The organism is Pelagibacterium sp. (assembly GCF_965249125.1).
Taxonomy (GTDB): Bacteria; Pseudomonadota; Alphaproteobacteria; order Rhizobiales; family Devosiaceae; genus Pelagibacterium.
In genome coordinates, this window is the sequence record NZ_OZ252217.1 from 1395839 (window position 1) to 1414618 (window position 18780).

20 protein-coding genes and 1 tRNA gene are annotated in these 18780 nt (G+C 60.7%); 9 read left to right on the plus strand and 12 right to left on the minus strand.

All coding sequences use genetic code 11. From position 1 onward, the window contains the following. Positions 1-3 precede the first annotated feature (3 nt). The 4 genes from folP to lipB all read right to left on the minus strand — a co-directional run bounded on the left by folP (position 4) and on the right by lipB (position 3693). Positions 4-855, minus strand: a complete 852-nt coding sequence (gene folP / locus ACP148_RS06965) for a dihydropteroate synthase (RefSeq protein WP_421950214.1) — start codon at positions 853-855, stop codon at positions 4-6. After that, positions 852-2204, minus strand: coding sequence for a 30S ribosomal protein S12 methylthiotransferase RimO (gene rimO / locus ACP148_RS06970; protein WP_421950215.1), 1353 nt, complete (start codon positions 2202-2204; stop codon positions 852-854). Before rimO ends, folP begins: the two co-directional genes overlap by 4 nt. A 174-nt stretch (positions 2205-2378) precedes the next feature. After that, positions 2379-2900 carry a DUF4282 domain-containing protein gene (locus ACP148_RS06975; RefSeq protein WP_421950216.1) on the minus strand — a complete coding sequence of 174 codons (522 nt, stop codon included), beginning with the start codon at positions 2898-2900 and terminating at the stop codon, positions 2379-2381. Between the two features lie 58 nt (positions 2901-2958). Then, positions 2959-3693, minus strand: coding sequence for a lipoyl(octanoyl) transferase LipB (lipB, locus tag ACP148_RS06980; RefSeq protein ID WP_421950217.1), 735 nt, complete (start codon positions 3691-3693; stop codon positions 2959-2961). Positions 3694-3773: 80 nt separating this feature from the next. Between lipB and ACP148_RS06985 the strand changes: the two genes are divergently transcribed. From ACP148_RS06985 to ACP148_RS06995, 3 genes are all read left to right on the plus strand, one after another. Next, a complete protein-coding gene (locus ACP148_RS06985; RefSeq protein ID WP_014130797.1) occupies positions 3774-4007 on the plus strand; it encodes a FliM/FliN family flagellar motor switch protein in 234 nt (77 codons plus the stop codon). 111 nt (positions 4008-4118) lie between these two features. Next, positions 4119-4205, plus strand: a tRNA-Leu gene (locus ACP148_RS06990). A gap of 213 nt (positions 4206-4418) precedes the next feature. Then, on the plus strand, positions 4419-5054 hold the full coding sequence (locus ACP148_RS06995; protein WP_421950218.1) for a L,D-transpeptidase: 636 nt from the start codon (positions 4419-4421) through the stop codon (positions 5052-5054). A 36-nt stretch (positions 5055-5090) separates the two neighbouring features. Here ACP148_RS06995 and ACP148_RS07000 read toward each other — a convergent pair whose 3' ends face one another. After that, positions 5091-5672: a DNA-3-methyladenine glycosylase gene (locus ACP148_RS07000; protein ID WP_421950219.1), complete on the minus strand. Its 582-nt coding sequence runs from the start codon at positions 5670-5672 to the stop codon at positions 5091-5093. A gap of 15 nt (positions 5673-5687) precedes the next feature. Then, positions 5688-6473, minus strand: coding sequence for a GGDEF domain-containing protein (locus tag ACP148_RS07005; protein WP_421950220.1), 786 nt, complete (start codon positions 6471-6473; stop codon positions 5688-5690). A 201-nt stretch (positions 6474-6674) separates the two neighbouring features. Between ACP148_RS07005 and mgtE the strand changes: the two genes are divergently transcribed. From mgtE to ACP148_RS07025, 4 genes are all read left to right on the plus strand, one after another. Then, on the plus strand, positions 6675-8084 hold the full coding sequence (mgtE, locus tag ACP148_RS07010) for a magnesium transporter (RefSeq protein ID WP_421950221.1): 1410 nt from the start codon (positions 6675-6677) through the stop codon (positions 8082-8084). Positions 8085-8427: 343 nt separating this feature from the next. Next, complete coding sequence (locus ACP148_RS07015; RefSeq protein ID WP_421950222.1) at positions 8428-8850, plus strand: DUF1489 family protein; 423 nt, start codon at positions 8428-8430, stop codon at positions 8848-8850. A 98-nt stretch (positions 8851-8948) separates the two neighbouring features. Continuing rightward, positions 8949-9350, plus strand: coding sequence for a PRC-barrel domain-containing protein (locus ACP148_RS07020; RefSeq protein ID WP_421950223.1), 402 nt, complete (start codon positions 8949-8951; stop codon positions 9348-9350). A gap of 185 nt (positions 9351-9535) precedes the next feature. Beyond that, on the plus strand, positions 9536-10405 hold the full coding sequence (locus tag ACP148_RS07025) for a division plane positioning ATPase MipZ (RefSeq protein ID WP_421950224.1): 870 nt from the start codon (positions 9536-9538) through the stop codon (positions 10403-10405). A gap of 6 nt (positions 10406-10411) precedes the next feature. On the opposite strand, the gene ACP148_RS07030 is transcribed toward ACP148_RS07025, so the two are convergent. The 3 genes from ACP148_RS07030 to ACP148_RS07040 are packed head-to-tail and all read right to left on the minus strand — an operon-like array spanning position 10412 to position 13163. After that, entirely contained in the window at positions 10412-11191 is a 780-nt protein-coding gene (locus ACP148_RS07030) for an SDR family oxidoreductase (protein WP_421950225.1), read from the minus strand. 59 nt (positions 11192-11250) lie between these two features. Further along, complete coding sequence (locus ACP148_RS07035) at positions 11251-11532, minus strand: hypothetical protein (protein ID WP_421950226.1); 282 nt, start codon at positions 11530-11532, stop codon at positions 11251-11253. A gap of 56 nt (positions 11533-11588) precedes the next feature. Beyond that, positions 11589-13163 carry a serine hydrolase gene (locus ACP148_RS07040; RefSeq protein ID WP_421950227.1) on the minus strand — a complete coding sequence of 525 codons (1575 nt, stop codon included), beginning with the start codon at positions 13161-13163 and terminating at the stop codon, positions 11589-11591. A gap of 284 nt (positions 13164-13447) precedes the next feature. Between ACP148_RS07040 and clpS the strand changes: the two genes are divergently transcribed. Both clpS and clpA read left to right on the plus strand, forming a co-directional pair. Then, positions 13448-13867: an ATP-dependent Clp protease adapter ClpS gene (gene clpS, locus ACP148_RS07045; protein ID WP_421950228.1), complete on the plus strand. Its 420-nt coding sequence runs from the start codon at positions 13448-13450 to the stop codon at positions 13865-13867. A gap of 12 nt (positions 13868-13879) precedes the next feature. Further along, positions 13880-16264: an ATP-dependent Clp protease ATP-binding subunit ClpA gene (clpA, locus tag ACP148_RS07050; RefSeq protein WP_421950229.1), complete on the plus strand. Its 2385-nt coding sequence runs from the start codon at positions 13880-13882 to the stop codon at positions 16262-16264. Positions 16265-16396: 132 nt separating this feature from the next. On the opposite strand, the gene ACP148_RS07055 is transcribed toward clpA, so the two are convergent. Genes ACP148_RS07055 through ACP148_RS07065 form a run of 3 tightly spaced genes read right to left on the minus strand, consistent with a single transcriptional unit; the run spans position 16397 to position 18780 of the window. Beyond that, the gene (locus ACP148_RS07055; protein ID WP_421950230.1) at positions 16397-16816 is read right to left on the minus strand and encodes an HIT family protein; all 420 of its coding nucleotides are present in this window, start codon (positions 16814-16816) and stop codon (positions 16397-16399) included. 57 nt (positions 16817-16873) lie between these two features. After that, positions 16874-18034, minus strand: coding sequence for a GNAT family N-acetyltransferase (locus ACP148_RS07060; protein WP_421950231.1), 1161 nt, complete (start codon positions 18032-18034; stop codon positions 16874-16876). Beyond that, positions 18031-18780, minus strand: coding sequence for a glycerophosphodiester phosphodiesterase family protein (locus tag ACP148_RS07065; RefSeq protein ID WP_421950232.1), 750 nt, complete (start codon positions 18778-18780; stop codon positions 18031-18033). Before ACP148_RS07065 ends, ACP148_RS07060 begins: the two co-directional genes overlap by 4 nt.

Genomic DNA, 18780 nt, shown 5'->3' on the forward strand with positions numbered 1-18780 from the left:
GACTCACGCCTCCTGTTGCGGCGGACCATAGAGCGCGGCGGCAGCAACGCGCAAGGCGTCGCGATTGGCGCGCACGTCGTGGACGCGGAAAATGTGCCCGCCCTTCATGTAGCCGAGAACCGAGGTCGCGATGGTGCCCGATACGCGCTCTTTTGGCGGCACGTCGAGCAGGTTGCCGATCATGCGCTTGCGCGAGGTCCCGACCAGCAGCGGGAAGCCGAGCGCGTGCAATTCGTCGAGGCGATTGAGGAGTTCGTAGTTCTCGGCGAAGGATTTGGCAAATCCGAAGCCCGGATCGAGGATGATCGCTTCCCTCGCAACCCCCGCCTTGAGCGCGATCTCCACCGATCGGGAGAGCCAGCGCTTCATTTCATCGATCAGGTCTCGCGCGGTGTCGCGCTCGGTGTCCCAATGCATGGCGATGATCGGGGTGCCGTGATGGGCGGCGACGTCGGCGATTTCCGGGTCACGCTGAAGGCCCCAGACATCGTTGATGATTTTGGCGCCCGCCTGGACCGCCTGATCGGCGACCAGGGCCTTGTAGGTGTCGATGGATATCGGGGCCTTAAAGCCGCACTCCGCAAGGGCGTCGAGTACGGGCATGACCCGGTCGAGTTCGTCCTGTATGCCCACTTCATCGGAGCCGGGACGGGTGCTCTCGCCGCCGATATCGACGATGTCGGCACCCTCGGCAACGAGTTCGTGGGCATGGGCAATGGCGGCGTCGAGGGCAGAGAAATCACCGCCATCGGAAAAACTGTCGGGGGTGACGTTCAGAATGCCCATGACGAGCGGGCTGCGGCCCAGGTTCAGCGGGCCGCCGGCCATTGGGACGTCATAGACGCTGTGGGTCACTGCACCGAACCGGCCGGGACCGCGTAGAGGTCGTATTCGTCGGAATCGACGACGTTCACCGAGATCATGTCGCCCGGTTTGATGCCGGTGGCGTTCTCGACGATCACATTGCCGTCGATTTCGGGGGCATCCCATTGCGAGCGGGCGATGACGCGCTGCTCTTCGGGTTCGACATCATCGACCAGAACATCGATGGTGCGGCCGACGCGGGACGCGAGGCGCTCGGCCGAAACCTCCTGCAGCGCTTCCATCAGGCGGCCATAACGTTCCTGCTTGAGCTCTTCGGGGATTTCATCAAGGCCCAGATCGTTGGCGCGGGCGCCGGTGACCGGCTCATAGGGGAAGGCTCCGGCACGGTCGATCTTGGTTTCGTGAACCCAATCGAGCAACATCTGGAAGTCTTCCTCCGTCTCGCCGGGAAAGCCGACGATGAAGGTCGAGCGGATAGCGAGATCGGGACACACTTCGCGCCATTTGCGGATGCGGTCGGCGGTCTTTTCCTGGTTCGCCGGACGCCGCATGGATTTGAGAACCTGCGGGCTGGCGTGCTGGAAGGGAATATCGAGATAGGGCAGGATCACCCCGTCGGCCATCAAGGGAATGACGTTGTCGACATGGGGGTAGGGATAGACATAGTGCATGCGCACCCAGGCGCCCAGCTTGCCCATTTCCTCGGCAAGGGTCTGGAACCGCGCTTCGACCTGGCGTCCGCGATAGGGCGATGTGGCGTATTTGAGGTCCACACCGTACGCCGAGGTGTCCTGCGAGATGACCATGATTTCCTTGACGCCGGCCTTGACCAGCCGCTCGGCTTCATAAAGCACCGAGGCGATGGGACGCGAGACGAGGTCGCCGCGGATCGAGGGGATGATGCAGAAGGTGCAACGATTGTTGCAGCCTTCGGAAATCTTGAGATAGGCATAGTGACGCGGCGTCAGCCGCAGGCCCTGTTCGGGCACCAGATCGACAAAGGCGTTGGGCACGGGCGGTACGGCACTATGGACGGCATCGACCACCGCTTCATACTGGTGCGCGCCCGAGACGGCGAGAACGCCGGGATGGGTCTTGCGGATCAGCTCTTCTTCGCCACCGAGACAGCCTGTAACGATCACACGGCCGTTTTCGGAAATGGCTTCACCGATGGCATCGAGACTTTCGGCCTTGGCGCTGTCGAGAAAGCCGCAGGTGTTGACGATGACAACGTCCGCCCCCTCATAGGAAGGCGAAAAGCTGTAGCCCTGGGCGCGCAGGGTGGTGAGGATGCGTTCTGAATCGACGAGGGCCTTGGGGCAGCCGAGGCTCACGAGGCCGATCTTGGGGGCGTTCTGCGTTGATGTTGGCGCGCTCATGGGCGTCCGTCGTTCCTTGAAAAGGCGAGATTGCCAAAGGTGCCGGGCCAAGCGGACCGGCGCCATGGGATATGAAACTCGCATGAATTTGAGCGTGTCATACCGCAAAGCGCGCAAAGGTCAATCTTTGCGCGCTTCATAGCTGCCTTGATGTCAGGGCGGAGCCTTTTGATTTCAAGCCTTGGGTGCCGCCTTGGGCGAACTCGCGCGCCGTTTGGCCGCGGGCTTTGGTGCATCGGCATCGGGCATCACTGCCGGTTCTTCGGCCGTGGGCGTGGTGGGCGCCGGCGGCGTTGGCGCGACCGGAGCAGGCGCCACGGGCTCGACGGGATCGGGCTCCTGATCGGCCAGATCCTCGATCGCCTCGCGCACGTCGTCGATCAGGGAAGCGCCCATGTGTGTGGGCTCGTAGGTTTCCGCCTCGACGCTGTTGGCGCGGAAAAAGACTATGACTGCCTCGCAGACAATGCGGAGCGCTACGAAAGCCAATAGCCCGAACACTCCAATTTCGAGCAGGCCCCACAGCCCGTTGCCGAAACCGAACCGGAAGCTCGAAAAGAAGTGATTGACCGCCCAGAGCCCTATGGCGGCAAGGCCCAGAAGATACAGGATCGTCACGAGACGGGGCGAGATGATCCGGCCCAGATTGAACAAGACGCTGCCCGTTGCCAGCTTCCGCAGATCGTCGAAGCGCATATTTGTCCCCTTGCACCCAGAAATAGTGAGGATTGCTTTGCCGGTCACCTTGTCGCGATCAGAGCGTGGAGGCAAGCCTTGCCGGTCCGAAGTGCGTTTCAAAGCGCGATTTGAGAACCGAATCCACTTCGGCCATCGAAACGATCTGCCCCAGATCCTCAAAGCTCGTCACGCCATGCTGGCTGATGCCGCAAGGCACGATGCCGGAGTAATGATCGAGATCGGGGCTGACGTTGAGGGAGATGCCGTGAAAGCTGACCCAGCGGGAAACCCTGACGCCGATGGCGGCGATCTTGTCTTCGGCAAACGGTCCCTTGTCGGGGCGCTTGACCCAGACCCCGATGCGGCCATCACGCTTCTCGCCCTTGATGTTGAAGGCGGCGAGGGTATCGATGACCCAGTTTTCCAGCCCTGAGACCAAGCAGCGGATGTCGCGCCCGCGCTCGCGCAGGTCCAGCATGACATAGGCAACCCGCTGGCCGGGGCCGTGATAGGTGAACTGTCCACCACGCCCTGCCTCGAACACCGGAAAGCGGTCGGGAGCCAACAGGTCTTCAGTCCTGGCGGACGTGCCAGCTGTATAAAGAGACGGATGCTCGAGCAGCCATATGGCTTCGGATGCCTCGCCAGCCGCGATGGCTCGCGCGCGCTCCTGCATCGTAGCGAGAGCATCGGGGTAGCTCACGGCGGAATCGGCGATGACCCAATTGGCCGGCTCCCCATCGGCGCGCCTGAGTTTTGGGGCGCTGGTGCAAATTTCCGTCTCGTCTGTCTTTAACGCTTCACTAACCATGACACCTCAATGTCAGACCTGACGCGCGGGAAAAGCCGATTCTCGCCGTATTGTGTGACTTTGGCGTTCCGGACCTGTTGATGAATACGCTTGAAACCATCGAAATTGATGTCTCCGTGGAACTGGGGGCGGCCGTATTGCCGATCCATCACCTGCTGCGCATGGGGCGCGGCGCGGTGATTGAACTCGATGCCTTCGAGAACGACGCCATGCGTATCTATGCCAACAATACGCTGATCGCAAAGGGCGAGGTTCAGGTCGACGAGGGCCAGCTTAATGTGGTGGTGACCGAGAAGGTCATCAAGCCCGCCTGAGCTTGAGCTGAAAACTTTATCCCCAAACGGCGAAATAGCCCTTGAGGGACACCAAACCATTTGCTACATGCAGCCTCGCTTCGCCCAAGGGCGCAGCATTCCCCAGACAGTGCGGTCGTGGCGGAATTGGTAGACGCGCAGCGTTGAGGTCGCTGTGGGGTAACTCCCGTGGAAGTTCGAGTCTTCTCGACCGCACCATCTCTGGCCCGAATGGGAGCTTTCTTCTTTCATCTCTGGATTTGCCATGGCGCTCCGCAGAGCGCCGGGTGTTGCAGATTTGTCGCGCTTTTCGGGCAGAGCGCACCAAAACGGCAATCGGTTCGTCATGCGGCGGAATTATGGTGAGAGAAGTTTTAACCCTTATGGTTAATTATTGCTCACGTTGTTGATTCTTTGCCTGGGTAACTATCGATGAGCCTGACACGACGCGGATTTCTTGTAGGCCTTCCGCTTTTACTGGCTGCGTGTTCGACGCGCACCCCTTCCTCCGTTTCCTCGATGTCCATGGTCAGCGCCTACGGGCCCGTAACCAATGAGCCGTTTCCTCTCGCGGCGCTGAATCCCCGGCTCATCAAGCCTGAACTGCGGCGGCAGGTGGTCGATTACGAGACCAACCACGCCAAGGGTACCATCGTCGTGGATACGCCCAATCGGTTCCTGTACCTGGTGGAGGAAGACGGCAAGGCGATGCGTTATGGCGTCGGGGTTGGCCGGGAAGGGCTCGCACTGCGCGGCAATGCCTATGTCGGGCGCAAGGCCGAGTGGCCGAGTTGGACGCCGACCGCCAATATGCTGCGCCGCGACCCGGAGGCCAACGGTCCTTATCGCAATGGCATGCCGGGTGGCCCCAACAATCCGCTGGGCGCCCGCGCGCTCTATCTTTATCGCAGCGGTGGCGACACGATGTTCCGCATCCACGGCACCAACCAGCCGCAATCGATCGGGCTGGCCATGTCATCGGGCTGCATTCGCATGCTCAACCACGATATTATCGATCTATACGAGCGCGTGCCGTCGGGGACCCGCGTGGTCGTCATTCAGGCCTAAGGGCCCGTCCCCCAATCCGCGATCTCCAACGGCTCCTCAGACCTCAGAGGGGCCGTTTTTTGTGAAGGGCCTGCTTAGATATTTGCTGTCGGGCAGGCCGAACCGCCAGGGAAGGTCCACGGCTTTGGTGATGCCGATGCGCGGACCGGTGGCGACGGGGCCCTCGACCTGGGCGGGGGTAAAACCGAAGGGATGGTCGGAGAGGGGGCGATCGTTGTGGCTCAGGTCGATGCCGAGCGCCTGTGTCAGTCGTCCCGGACCCGCGCAAAGCTTTCGAAGGTCGGAAAGGCCGCGACGATCGATCATCTCCTCCACGCCCTCGGTTGGCACAAGCGCGCGGATGAGCACGGCACTTCCGGGGCGGCACACGAAGTTGACGCACCAGTGAATGCCGTAGATGCGATAGACATAGACCGTGCCGGGGGCGCTAAACATCGGCCTGTTGCGCGGCGTAGGACCGCGAAAACTGTGCGAGGCGGGCTCATCCTGGGTATAGGCCTCGGTCTCGACAATGGTGCCGCCGACGCCCTCGACAACAAATCGCGCGCCGATCAACCGCTGGGCAACGGCAATGGCGTCATCGTCGAAATAGCGGTTGATAAAGGAAGGATCGGCCATTTGGCCTAGATAGCCTCAGGCATCGAGTATTGCAAAGCCGGAGCCGCTGGTCGCGCAACCGATAAGCCTTACTGTGTTGCGGCCCTCGTTCTTGGCGACATAGAGCCGTTCGTCAGCGAGTTTGAACAAGTCTTCAAAGCCGGTGCGGCGGTCGAACACCACACCGCCGACGCTGACCGAGAGCTGGTGACGATGGCCGTCCGCCACAAAGGCCAGCTTTTCCACGGCGCGGCGAAGCCGTTCGGCCACAATTTCCGCTCCGTAGCGGTCGACAATGGGCAGGAACACCCCGAACTCCTCGCCGCCCAGTCGTCCGACATTGTCGCCAGATCGGACCGATGAGCGTATGGCTCTGGCGATCAGGGTCAGGGCGATGTCACCATTATGGTGTCCGAAGCGGTCGTTGATCTGCTTGAAATTGTCGGCATCAATGATGAGCAGGGCCCCGTGGACCTGATCGCCTTTGGGAACCAACGCCTCAAGCCGGGCTTCAACGAGCGCCGTGAAGGCCGTACGGTTCAGGCAACTGGTCAGCCCGTCCGTGGCGGCGAGAAGACTGAGTTGTCTGTTGGCCGATGCAAGTTCACCCAGTTTGATCGAGAAATAGAAAAAGAACGGAGTGGCCAGTCCGAGCGGTACGACGATCGCGGCAAAGGCCGCGCGGAGCCCGATTTCTACGGGAAAGCTCGCAAATGTCATGACGTTGTAACCAAGCGCAACCAGAACACAGAACAGCGGCCCGCAGATGGTCCACCCGACGATCTGCATCCACCCTTTGTGCCTATGCCCGCCGTTACTCATCCCAGCCTCCGTCGCTGCCGGCAACGTGCGGCTCATGCTGATAAGGGCGTGCTTATATGGCTTTAGGCTAAACTACTTAGCCTATGGCGGTAGCGGGCAGGTGCCATGCGATTGTGCTGTGGCAAATGGCAGGCGGATGGGTTACGCCATAGCCAGAGCCAAGAGTCGCGCCCGTCGCGAAAACCCGGGAAGGAGAGTTGCATGGAAGACGCTGCATCGACCGGACCGGAACCCGACGAAAATCCAGAAACGATCTACGACGCAGACGGTCGGCTTCGTTCCGATTGGTATGAGGCGCTTCGCGCGGAGATCGATCTTGGGGATTCCGAGGCGCTGCGAAAGCGCATGGAGCCGCTCCATGAATCGGAAACGGGGGACGTGATCGAGGCGTTGCCGGCCGATGATCGGGTTCGGCTCGTTATGCTTCTTGGCGATGCCTTCGATTATTCGGCGCTGACCGAGGTCGACGATTCGGTTCGTATCGACCTGATGGAAGAATTGCCCAATGCCGAGATCGCGCGCGGCGTCGCCGACCTCGACAATGACGATGCCGTCTACATTCTCGAGGATCTCGACGAGCAGGACAGGGACGAAATTCTGGCTCAGATGCCGGCTTTCGACCGCATCTCGCTCAAACGCAGCCTCGATTTCCCCGAAGACTCCGCCGGGCGGCGGATGCAGACCGAATTCATCGCTATTCCGCCGTTCTGGACGGTTGGACAAACGATCGACTATCTGCGGACAAACGACGATCTGCCGGACGATTTCTATCAGATCTATGTCGTGGATCCCGGGTTCAACCTGTTGGGCACTATCCCGCTCGACCGCATTCTACGGGTGCAACGGGCGACTCACATCGAAGAGATCATGAACACCCAGATCCGCCTGATCGACGCTACCCTCGATCAGGAAGAGGCGGCGCGCATTTTCGAGCGGTACGATCAGATCGAAGTCGCTGTAGTCGATGAGAGCAAGCGCCTGGTGGGCGTTCTGACCATCGACGACATCGTCGACGTCATCAATGAAGAGGCCAATGAGGACATTCACCGGCTTGGCGGCGTGGGCGATGAAGACATCTCCCGCACTGTGCCGGGTGTCGTGCGCAGCCGTGCGACGTGGCTGCTGGTCAATCTGGGAACGGCAACGCTCGCCTCGCTGGTGATCGGTCTGTTCGACGGCACCATTGAGCAGATGGTTGCGCTGGCCGTATTGATGCCCATCGTGGCTTCGATGGGGGGCGTTGCGGGAACCCAGACCATGACGGTGACGGTGCGCGCCATATCGCAAAAAGAACTCGACAAGAACAATGCCTGGCGCCTGATCCGACGCGAACTGCTTGTCGGGCTGACAAACGGTTTGATCTTTGCGGTCCTGCTCGGGGTCATCACCGGACTCCGCTTCGCCAACCCGGCCCTGGGGCTGGTGATCGGTATGGCGATGGTGGTCAACATGATCGTTGCCGGTGGCTGCGGCATCCTGATTCCGATGCTGCTCAACAGGCTCAAGATCGACCCCGCGGTGGCATCCTCGACCTTTGTGATGACGTTTACCGACGTTATCGGCTTTTTCGCTTTCCTGACCCTGGCCGGGTGGTGGTTTGGCCTGTTCTGACGGTGATTCGGCAGCCATGCGTGAGTTGCAAGCGTGAATTGCGTGAATGTGGCTCAATCATGGCTTGCGGAACGGGCGTTGCGTAGTTAATTAGGCGTTACCGGTGAGCGGCAGAGATGGCGCTCACCGCTTTTGCAACAGCGCAAGGAGCTTGCATGCGTAGCCAATCCAAGGCCGTATGCTGGCGAGCCGCAAGCTGGACCTGTGTCGGCTTGATCTCGCTCGGTTTCATTGTCTCTGTCATTGCTGGTGCCTGATACGGCCTTTCGGCAACAGACAGATTCAGATACGACAATGGGGTGCCCGGAAACGGTCGCCCCATTTTCTTTTTGGGTGGTTCCCCATGCATATCATCAAGCTCTGCGTTGGCGTTTCCTCGGTCGAGGAGTTGATCGAGTGGCGGGCCCTGCGCCGCGAGCAGGGTTTCGGACGTCCCGACGGGCTCAACGTTCATCGCACCCGCATGATGCCCAAAAAGGCCAACGAGATTGCGGGGCAGGGATCGTTATACTGGGTTATCGCCGGTGCGGTGCGGGCCCGCCAGGTTATTGCGGACCTCAAAGCGGAAACGGACGGTGAAGGCAGGTCGTGTTGCGACATCCTGCTTGAGCCTGAACTGATCCGCACAGCGCCCTATCCGCGCCGCCCTTTTCAAGGTTGGCGCTACCTGCAGACCAAAGATGCTCCGCCTGATCTTGCCCGGGCCGGCGAGGATGCTCCACCCGAGGGCATGGCCGAGGAATTGGCCCAACTGGGGCTTCTTTGAGCCGGTTCGATGGCTGGTTGCCTTAGTTGCGTGGCGCGGGAACTCCACTGACTCCATTCCGTTGACTGTGCAGTGCAACAAGCGACGGAGTTTTGAAAATGGATCCGAGAACAGACAACGGGCTGAGGGCGCGCGATCTCGATCGCCGCGAGAGTGGCAATCTGATCGGAAGCGACAAGGTCGAAGGAACGGCTGTCTACAGTCTGGCCAATGACAAGATCGGCACCATCGAAAGGGTGATGATCGACAAGCTCAGCGGCAAGGTTGGCTATGCCGTTCTCAGCTTCGGCGGTTTCCTGGGTATCGGGGACGATCACTATCCCATCCCGTGGGCCAAGCTGACATATGACGAGGCCATTGGCGGCTATCGTACGGACATTTCAAAGGCGGATCTCGATACCGCGCCGCGTTATGGGTCCGACGACGATTTCGAATGGGACGACCGCCAGCGCGCCATGGATATCTATACCTACTACGGTGTGCCACCATACTGGATCTGAGCGGCACCCTGGTTGCGATTCGACACGGTCGGCGCTCGCCGCGGGCGCCGGCCATTCGTTTATAAAATGTAAATCAAATACGAACTAAGCTGGGGTTGAGGCGAAAAATTCGTACTTGTGCGGGTATTGCGAAGCACCCAAGCTGTGCAACGCTTTTTTTGGGGGCAGGGGTTAGAGTCGGATAAATGCAGCGATCGAACGCGCATGTCATCGTTCTGGGCAATGAAAAAGGTGGCTCGGGCAAGTCGACCACGGCGATTCATCTTGCCGTCCATCTTTTGTATGAAGGCTTTCGCGTTGCCACTATCGATGCCGACAGTCGCCAGCATACGCTGACGACCTATGTGCGCAACCGCCGCGAGTGGGCCAGCGCCCATGGGCTTGCCGTTCCCCATTCCACCCATTTTCATCTGCCGCAGGGTCGGGGCGACTCGCGCGAGAAAAATGCGGATATCGAATTTGAAATGTTTCGCCAGGCGGTGGCGGAAGTGGAGCGCGATGTCGACTATCTCATCATCGATACGCCCGGCTTCGATACGCATCTGACGCGTATCGCCCACTCGCTGGCCGATACGCTGATAACCCCGCTCAATGACAGCCTGATCGATCTGGACGTCATCGCCCGCATCGAGCCGGACAGCGGCAAGCTGATCGAGTTGAGCCATTATACGCGCTTGGTCCAGCGGTCCCGCCGTGAGCGGCTGGCCATCGATGGTCGCACGATTGACTGGGTGATGGTGCGCAACCGCATTTCCACGCTCAATTCGCGCAATACGCGGCTGGTGCAGACAGGGCTGGACAATATTGCGGAGCGGGTGGGGTGCAGGGTTGCGGATGGCATTGCCGAGCGGGTGATCTTCCGGTCGCTGTTTCCAATCGGCATGACGGTGTTCGATCCTCTCGACGAAGACGCGCTGGGCGGGGCACCCACCATGAGCCATATTAGCGCGCGTCAGGAATATCGGCTGTTGCTGGACGCTCTCAATCTTTCCGGCAAGCGCCGGAGCGACGAGCAGATGCTCGGCGAGAAACGCGTGCTGGCCGGAAGCGTATAGGCGTTCTCAAACAAGCAGCGACTGGGCTCCGTCGATCCAGACGGGTGTACCCGTTATGTGTCGCGACGCGTCCGAGGCCAGGAAACTCACCAGTTGGGCAACGTCTTCCGCCTTGCCCGGCGCCCCGTCGGTCAGCGGAATGTCGCCATCGGGGTAGAGGGCCGGTTCGCCAGCCTTTTCCAAATTGCGCCGCTCGGTGTTTTCTTCGATCTGGCTCTCGATGGCGCCTGGGCAGACGGCATTGACCCGGATGCGGTATTTGGCCAGTTCGAGCGCGGCCATCTGGGCCAGCGCCAATTGCCCCGCCTTGGTGGTCGAATAGGCCGATGCTCCGGCCGTCGTAAATGTGCGAGTGCCGTTTATTGACGAGGTGATGACGATGGAGCCGCCGCGTTCCTTCATCAGCGGTATGGCGTGATGGAGTGTAAGGAAGGTGCCGCGCAAATTGACCGCGATGGTCCTGTCCCAATCGTCGACGGCAAGGTCCTCGAGTGGCGCCCATGTTCCGTTTATACCCGCATTGGCAAAAACGATATCGAGTCTGCCGAATGTCTCGGTGATCTGATCGAACGCTGCCTGCATGTCGGCGACGTCCGAGATATCGGCATAGAGGGGAAGGGCCCTACGGCCCAATCGGGTGATTTCAAGGGCGACGGCGTCGACTTCCGCCATCGTGCGGCTGAGCACGGCGATGTCCGCACCTTCGCTGGCCAGCTTGATGGCGCTGGCCCTGCCCAATCCGGAGCCGCCGCCAGTCACCAGTGCGACTTTTCCCGCAAGCTCCATATTTGCCTCCGTTGCCGATACCCAAGGCAACGCGAGCAGGGGCGGGCGGTTCCGTCGGGTCAGTCTTGCTGGGGCATATACATGCGCAGCGCGCGGCGCCCCGCAGGGTCGAAAACGTCAACGTCCACCGAAACGCGAGGGAGAACCATGCGGCGGGTGCGGGAAGAAAGCGCCAGCACGACCGAGAGCATGTCGGACATGCGGCGGTGGACGGGCTTGTTTTCTCCGAGACCGCGCGCCAGCATGCGCAGGGACTGGGCGCGCACGGCGTCATCGTCCGAGGCCAGCGGAGAGCGGGGCTGGAACTGGCCAAGCTCAGAAAGTCGGGTCATTTCGCTCATTGGGCTACTCCATACATCTGCGCCAATCGTCGAAGACTGTCCGGTTGTTTTGTTCGCTACCCCTGGACTGTGAGGCAGTTTATCGAGGCTTGCGAGAGCGCATCGCAGGTCGTTCTGGCCTGGGTGCGGTCGGCAAAGCCGGCGAAACGGGCACGATAGTAGGTGACGCCGTTGCGCTCGAAGGTTTCCACATAGCTGCGGAGGTTGGCGAGTTGATCATAGGTCTGCGTCGCTTCGCTCAGCATGCGCTCGGCGTTGTCCTCGCTGTCGGCGGCGCCGACTTGGACCACCCAGCCACCTGCAGAAACGGTCGCGGCGCTGTTGGTGCTCATGGTGTCGAGCGCCAGGCCATCCGGACGGGCGATGGGTGCTGGCGGCACGAGAATCTGACCGGGCTGGGGGCCGAGTTGAAGGGACTCGGCGATCCATGCGCCGATCGGATCGTCGGCAGGATAGACCGGTGCCTCCGAAGGCATGACGCCGGTCGCGACATATGTCGCCTGATCCAGGGCGTTGTCTCCGGGACGCGACGGAATGTCGTCGGCCGATACGATCTGGAAGGGAATATTTACAGGCTCGTTGGACGCCGGGGCAGGGGCCGAAGCCGATTGGCTAAGGGCGGCCACCTGCATGGCCTGCTCGGCCGTAATGACCGGCAGAAGGCTGACGGGGCGGCCCGGTGGCAGGCGGTTGAGGGGAACGGCGGCGCCGGCCGAGGCCACGGCAATGCCGTTGCCGAGCAGAGTGGGGCGCGGGATCATCGCTTCGCGCCAGTAATCGCCCTGGCGCGCCTTGGGCAGGTAGGTCCGCACGAGTTCGGCGACGCGGGCGTTACGGGCGGCACCGGTGTTGAAGCCCAGCCCGATCACGACGATATGGCGGTTGTTGGCGCGGGCGGCGGTCATCAAATTGTAGCCCGACGCATTGATATAGCCCGTCTTGATGCCATCGACGCCGTTCTGGCCCAGCAGCGCGTTGTGGTTGCCGTACGTCTTGGAGCCGTAAGTGAAGCTGCGGGTCTGGAAATATTCGTAATAGGTCGGGAAATGCAGGTAGATGGCGCGGGCCAGGGTGGCCTGATCGGCGGCAGTCGTGACCTGTCCGCTATCGGGCAGGCCCGAAGCGTTCTTGTAGGTCGTGCGGCTCATACCCAGGGCGCGGGCCGTCTGGGTCATACGTTCGCCGAACTTGCTTTCGGTGCCGGCGATATTTTCTGCGATGACGCGGGCAACGTCGTTGGCCGAAAGGGTAACCAGCGCCTTGATTGCGTTTTCGACGCTGATTGTCGACCCCCGCTGCACATAGAGCTTGGTGGGAACCGCCGCCGCGGCATGGGCGGATACGGAAAGCTTGCTGTCGAGCTTGAGGCGCCCGGCCTCGAGTTCTTGGAAAAGAATGTAGAGCGTCATCACCTTGGTGAGTGAGGCGGGATAACGCAGTTCATTTGCATCATCCTGGTAGAGGACCTGGCCGGTCTTGGCATCAACCGCGATGCCCGCAAAGGCGCGCGGCACACTCTGGGCGGCGGCCGGAGCCGAAGCGGCGGCCAATACCATCGCCGCGATGATGACCGCGAGAAAAAGGCGCACAAAAGGGACGCGTGCGGAATCGATACGCAGAAGGGTCGGCACCCGATACTCCAACTCTTTACTCATCGGTACGAAAAACGCCGCACCGTTACTCTACTCTCGAATTGCCGTGCACCCGTCCCCCGAGTGAGCGCCGGAAACCCTGACTCGCAGGCACTTTAGGACGATGCGGTTACAAATCGGTAAAGTGCATAAAACTTGAAGCAAAATTCCCCTGGCGCGATCACACCTGATTGATCGGATTTTCGCCCCTTAACATGGCCGAGATTTTGCCTACATAATGGGGCCATCTTGCCTTTCTGATTTGGGACGAAAGTGCCGTGCTAATGTCTATCCCCTCCACTGGTCTGGAACTGCCGCGCGGCGACGGTTTCCGCTTGCAGCGTGAGACGCTGGGGGCGAATTGGGCCGGCCCGGGGCAAGACGACAATGATCGTGACCCGGGTGGCAGCGGCCAGACCGGGGTCGCGACCAAGACCAGAACGAAAACGAAAAAGCCGAGCCTTTATCGGGTTCTGCTTCTCAATGACGACTACACGCCCATGGAGTTCGTCATTCTGATTTTGGAAGAGGTCTTCAGCAAGTCCCGGGAGGATGCGACGCGCATTATGCTCAGCGTCCATAATCAAGGTGTGGGGGAATGCGGGGTTTATCCATACGAGGTGGCCGAAACCAAGGTCACCAATGTCATGGATGCCGCGCGCCGAAACCAGCATCCGCTGCAATGCGTGATGGAAAAGCAATAGGATAGAACCAACATGCCTTCATTCTCTCGCGGTCTCGAAAAGGCGTTGCATCAGGCCATGAATTTGGCTCGGGAGCGCAGCCATGAGTTTGCGACCCTCGAACACCTGCTGCTCGCGTTGACCGAGGATCGCGATACGATTTCGGTTCTGACCGGGTGCGATGTCGATATCGAGTCGCTCAGGGCCGATCTCGAGGAATTCATCGACGAGGAACTCGATAGCCTCGTCGTGCCCAACGGCCAGGACGCACGTCCAACGGCTGCCTTTCAGCGCGTCATCCAGCGCGCGGTCATTCACGTTCAATCGTCCGGCCGCGAGGAAGTGACAGGAGCCAACGTGCTCGTTGCGATCTTTGCCGAGCGCGAGAGCCATGCTGCCTATTTCCTCGAGCAGCAGGATATGACCCGGCTCGACGCGGTCAATTTCATTTCCCATGGCATCGCCAAGTCGGGCCGCAACGCCGACCGGCCCGTACGCGGCGCCGAAGAGGGCGGGCCGGGATTTGATGGTGAACAGGAACGCGGCGGTGGCAGCAGCCCGCAGCAGAGTTCCGCGCTTGCCGATTTCTGCGTCAACCTCAATGACAAGGCGCGGGCCGGAAAGATCGATCCTTTGATCGGCCGCGGCATTGAGCTGGAGCGCACCATCCAGGTTCTCTGCCGTCGTTCCAAGAACAATCCGCTCTATGTGGGCGATCCCGGCGTCGGCAAGACCGCCATTGCCGAAGGGCTGGCGCGCCGGATCATCGAGGGCGATGTGCCCGAGGTTCTGGAAACCGCCGTCATCTACGCGCTCGACATGGGCTCGCTTCTGGCCGGCACACGCTATCGCGGCGATTTCGAAGAACGCCTCAAGGCGATCATGAAAGAGCTCGAAAAGAAGGACAACGTCATTCTTTTCATCGACGAAATCCATACGGTGATCGGCGCGGGGGCAACCTCGGGTGGAGCGCTCGATGCTTCCAACCTTCTCAAGCCTGCCTTGGCTTCGGGAGCGATCCGTTGCATCGGCTCGACCACCTACAAGGAATATCGTCAGTTCTTTGAAAAGGACCGGGCTCTCGTGCGCCGGTTCCAGAAGATCGACGTCAACGAGCCCACGATCCCCGATGCCATCGAGATCATGAAGGGCCTGCGTCCGTATTTCGAGGATTACCACAAGCTCAAATACACCGACGACGCGATCAAGGCCGCCGTCGAGCTTTCGGCACGCTATATCAACGACCGCAAGCTGCCCGACAAGGCCATCGACGTTGTCGACGAGACAGGTGCCCGACAGATGTTGGTGACCGAGGACAAGCGCAAGAAAACCATTGGCGTCGAGGATATCGAGGCGACCGTGGCCACCATTGCCCGCATCCCGCCGAAATCGGTGTCCAAGTCCGATACCGAGCTGCTGGGCAATCTCGAAGCCAATCTCAAGCGCGTGGTGTTCGGGCAGGACAAGGCGATTGACGCCCTCTCGTCGGCCATCAAGCTGGCCCGTGCCGGTCTGCGTGAGCCCGAAAAGCCCATCGGTTCGTACATGTTCACGGGTCCGACGGGTGTGGGCAAGACCGAGGTGGCAAAACAGCTCGCCGATACGTTGGGCGTGGAACTGCTGCGCTTTGACATGTCCGAGTACATGGAGCGTCACACCGTTTCGCGGCTGATCGGCGCGCCTCCAGGCTATGTCGGGTTCGACCAGGGCGGGCTGATGACCGATGGCGTCGACCAGCACCCGCACTGCGTGCTGCTGCTCGATGAGATCGAAAAGGCCCATCCGGACCTGTTCAACATCCTCTTGCAGGTGATGGACCACGGCAAGCTGACCGATCATTCGGGCAAGCAGGTCGATTTCCGCAATGTCATCCTCATCATGACCTCGAACGTCGGTGCGACCGAACTGGCGAAATCGCCCATCGGCTTTGGCCGGGTGCGCCAGGAAGGCGACGACGAGGAAGCGATCAACCGGATGTTCACGCCGGAGTTCCGCAACCGTCTCGATGCGATCATCTCGTTCGCACCGCTGCCGCCCTCGACAGTCAACCGCGTGGTGGAGAAGTTCATTCTCCAGCTCGAGGGCCAGCTTGCCGAACGCGGCATCACTATCGAGCTGACGCCCGAAGCCTCCGACTGGCTCGCTGCGCGCGGCTATGACGAGAAGATGGGTGCCCGTCCTCTGGGCCGGGTGATCCAGGAATACGTCAAGAAGCCCCTGGCCGAGGAAGTGCTGTTCGGCCTGCTCCAAAAGGGTGGATCGGTTAAGGTGACAGTGGTCGGTGAGGGTAGCGAAGCCCGGCTTGAGCTGGTCTCGGTCCCCCCGCGTCCGGCGCGGCCAAAGGCGATAACCGGACCCAAGGGCGGCAAAAAGCCAGCCCGCAAGTCCAAGCCCAAGGACGCCGAGCAGAACACTTAAGCAAGGTTTCTTGCTCGGTCGCGGGTCGAACGCATATGAAAACGGCCGGTCTTTCGACCGGCCGTTTTTGTGGGGTTTTCCCCGCTCTTATCCCCAGAGTTATCCCCGCTAATCCCCCAATTTTCCACAGGCTCAAAACGCTGCCCTGATCTTTTCCGCCTGCGCGGCCAATTCGTCCTGATCGGCCATCTCGCCGGTGTGGGGTCGGAGCGGAACGCCCTCATACATCGGGATGATGTGAAAATGGAGGTGGAATACGGTCTGTCCGGCGGGGGCCTCGTTGAATTGGGCGAGGCGCAGACCGTCGGCATCCATTGCGCTCATCACGGCCCTGGCGACCCGTTGTGTCTTCTGGATCAGATTGGCGAGTACCTGAGGCTCGGCGTCGAACAGATTGCGCGATCCGGTCTTGGGAATGACCAGGGTATGGCCGCGAGACTGGGGCATAACGTCCATGAAGGCCACCGTGTCGTCGTCCTCATAAACCTTGTGGCTCGGAATTTCGCCTTTGAGAATCTTGCCGAAAATGTTGTCCGGATCGTAAGCGGTCATCGCGCGCTCCCTTGCTGATTGGCTTGAGCTATAGCCGATTGGCGGCGGGAAGGGCCACTATCCTTTGCGGAAAGGCGTGTAATCGGCCAGTTCCTGGTTCTGCAGATCGATATATTTGCGTTCGTCCTCGAGATATTCGGCAACGGCGCGGCGCAGACCGGGGTGGACGATGTGATGGATCGAACGCGTGGTTGCCGGTGCGTAGCCGCGCGCCAGCTTGTGCTGGCCCTGCGCACCCGCTTCGACCCGCTTGAGACCGTGTGCGATGGCGAAGTCGATGGCCTGGTAATAGCAGAGTTCGAAATGAAGGAACGGCACGTCCCGGATGGCGCCCCAGTTGCGGCCGTAAAGCGTGTCGGCGCCAAGGAAATTGAGCGCTCCGGCGATATAGTTCGCGCCATCGCGGGCCAGCATCAGGACGACGCTTTCGGCCATGGTTTCTGTGATGCGTGAGAAAAATTCGCGATTGAGATAGGGGCGGCCCCATTTGCGCGCGCCGGTGTCCATGTAGAACTGATAGAAGGCATCCCAGTGCGCTTCGGTCAGATCGTTTCCCGTCACCCATTCGCAGGTGATGCCATCGATCAGCGCCTCGCGGCGTTCACGACGGATGGCCTTGCGCTTGCGCGATTGCAGCGTGTCGAGAAAATCATCGAAGGTTTTGAACCCGTTATTGGTCCAGTGAAACTGGGTGTCGTGGCGCACCAGCCAATCGGCGCTTGCCGCTATCGCTTCCTCGTCGCTGGTGACAAATGTCGCGTGCACCGAGGACGCGCCGAGCCGCTCGGCCAGCGCCTCCGCGGTTTGCAACAGAAGCGTTTGGGTGTCGGCGCTGCCATCGCGCGTCAGCAGCTTGGGCGCACTGGCCGGGGTGAACGGCACCGAGGATTGCAGCTTTGGGTAGTAGTGGCCACCGGCCCGCTGGATGGCGTCGGCCCAGGCGTGATCGAAGACATACTCGCCCATCGAGTGGGATTTGAGAAACAGCGGCATCAGCCCGACTGGCGTGTCGCCGCGTGAAATCAGGATGTGCTGAGGCTGCCAGCCGGTCGCGCCCGTGGCGCATCCCGATTCCTCCAATGCAAGAAAAAAGGAGTGTGACAGGAATGGGTTGTGGGGATTTTCTCCACCACAGGATGCCAGTGCGTTCCATGTGGCGGAGGGGATGGAGGCCGTTGATGGATGAACCGAGATTGTCAGTTCGGAATTGTCACTCACGCTTCGGGATCGAATCCTTCAAACACTATCTGGTCGGCGTGCTGCAAGGCCGCGTCCGCTTCGGCTTTGGAGCGCACCGTCCAGCTCATCACCTTGATGCCCAAAGCCCTGCGCAGGCGGATCATCGGGGTGGTCAGCGCCGTGCGCTCGCACGATACGAATGTGAAGTGCGAGACGGCCCTGTGCAAGGTGTTGCGCAGCACAAATTTCTGCGTGCCGTTGAGGTGGTCGGCATGGCTGCTGTAGTCGTAGGTGATGATCCCGAGCGGGCCGCGATAGCGCTTTTGGTGCAGAACGCTGAGCGCCAGGGGATCGAAGGATTTGAAGGCGATCGGCCCCCCATATCCGGCAATGTCGGACAGGACCTTTTCGGCCAGCATCCGGGTTTGTGCGGGATGTTCCTGCTGCTTGATTTCCACGACCAGGCCCACTTGCCCGGCAATGCCGGTCAGAAAATCGGCAAACCGGATCGGGGTATCGCCATTGGCGCTGCCGGTGAGCGGCAGCGCGCACAGCGCTTCGGCGGTAATTTCCGATACCAGACCTTCGCGGCCGGTCAACCGGTTAAGTTCCTTGTCGTGAAAGACCACGGCCTCCCCGTCCTGGGTCAACTGGACGTCGCATTCGATGGCAAATCCCCGATTTATCGCGGCTTCGAAGGCGGATCGGGAGTTCTCGATAATGCCGTTGGTCTTGTCGTGAAGGCCGCGATGGGCAATTGGGCGGTTGAAAGGAAACTCGGTCAT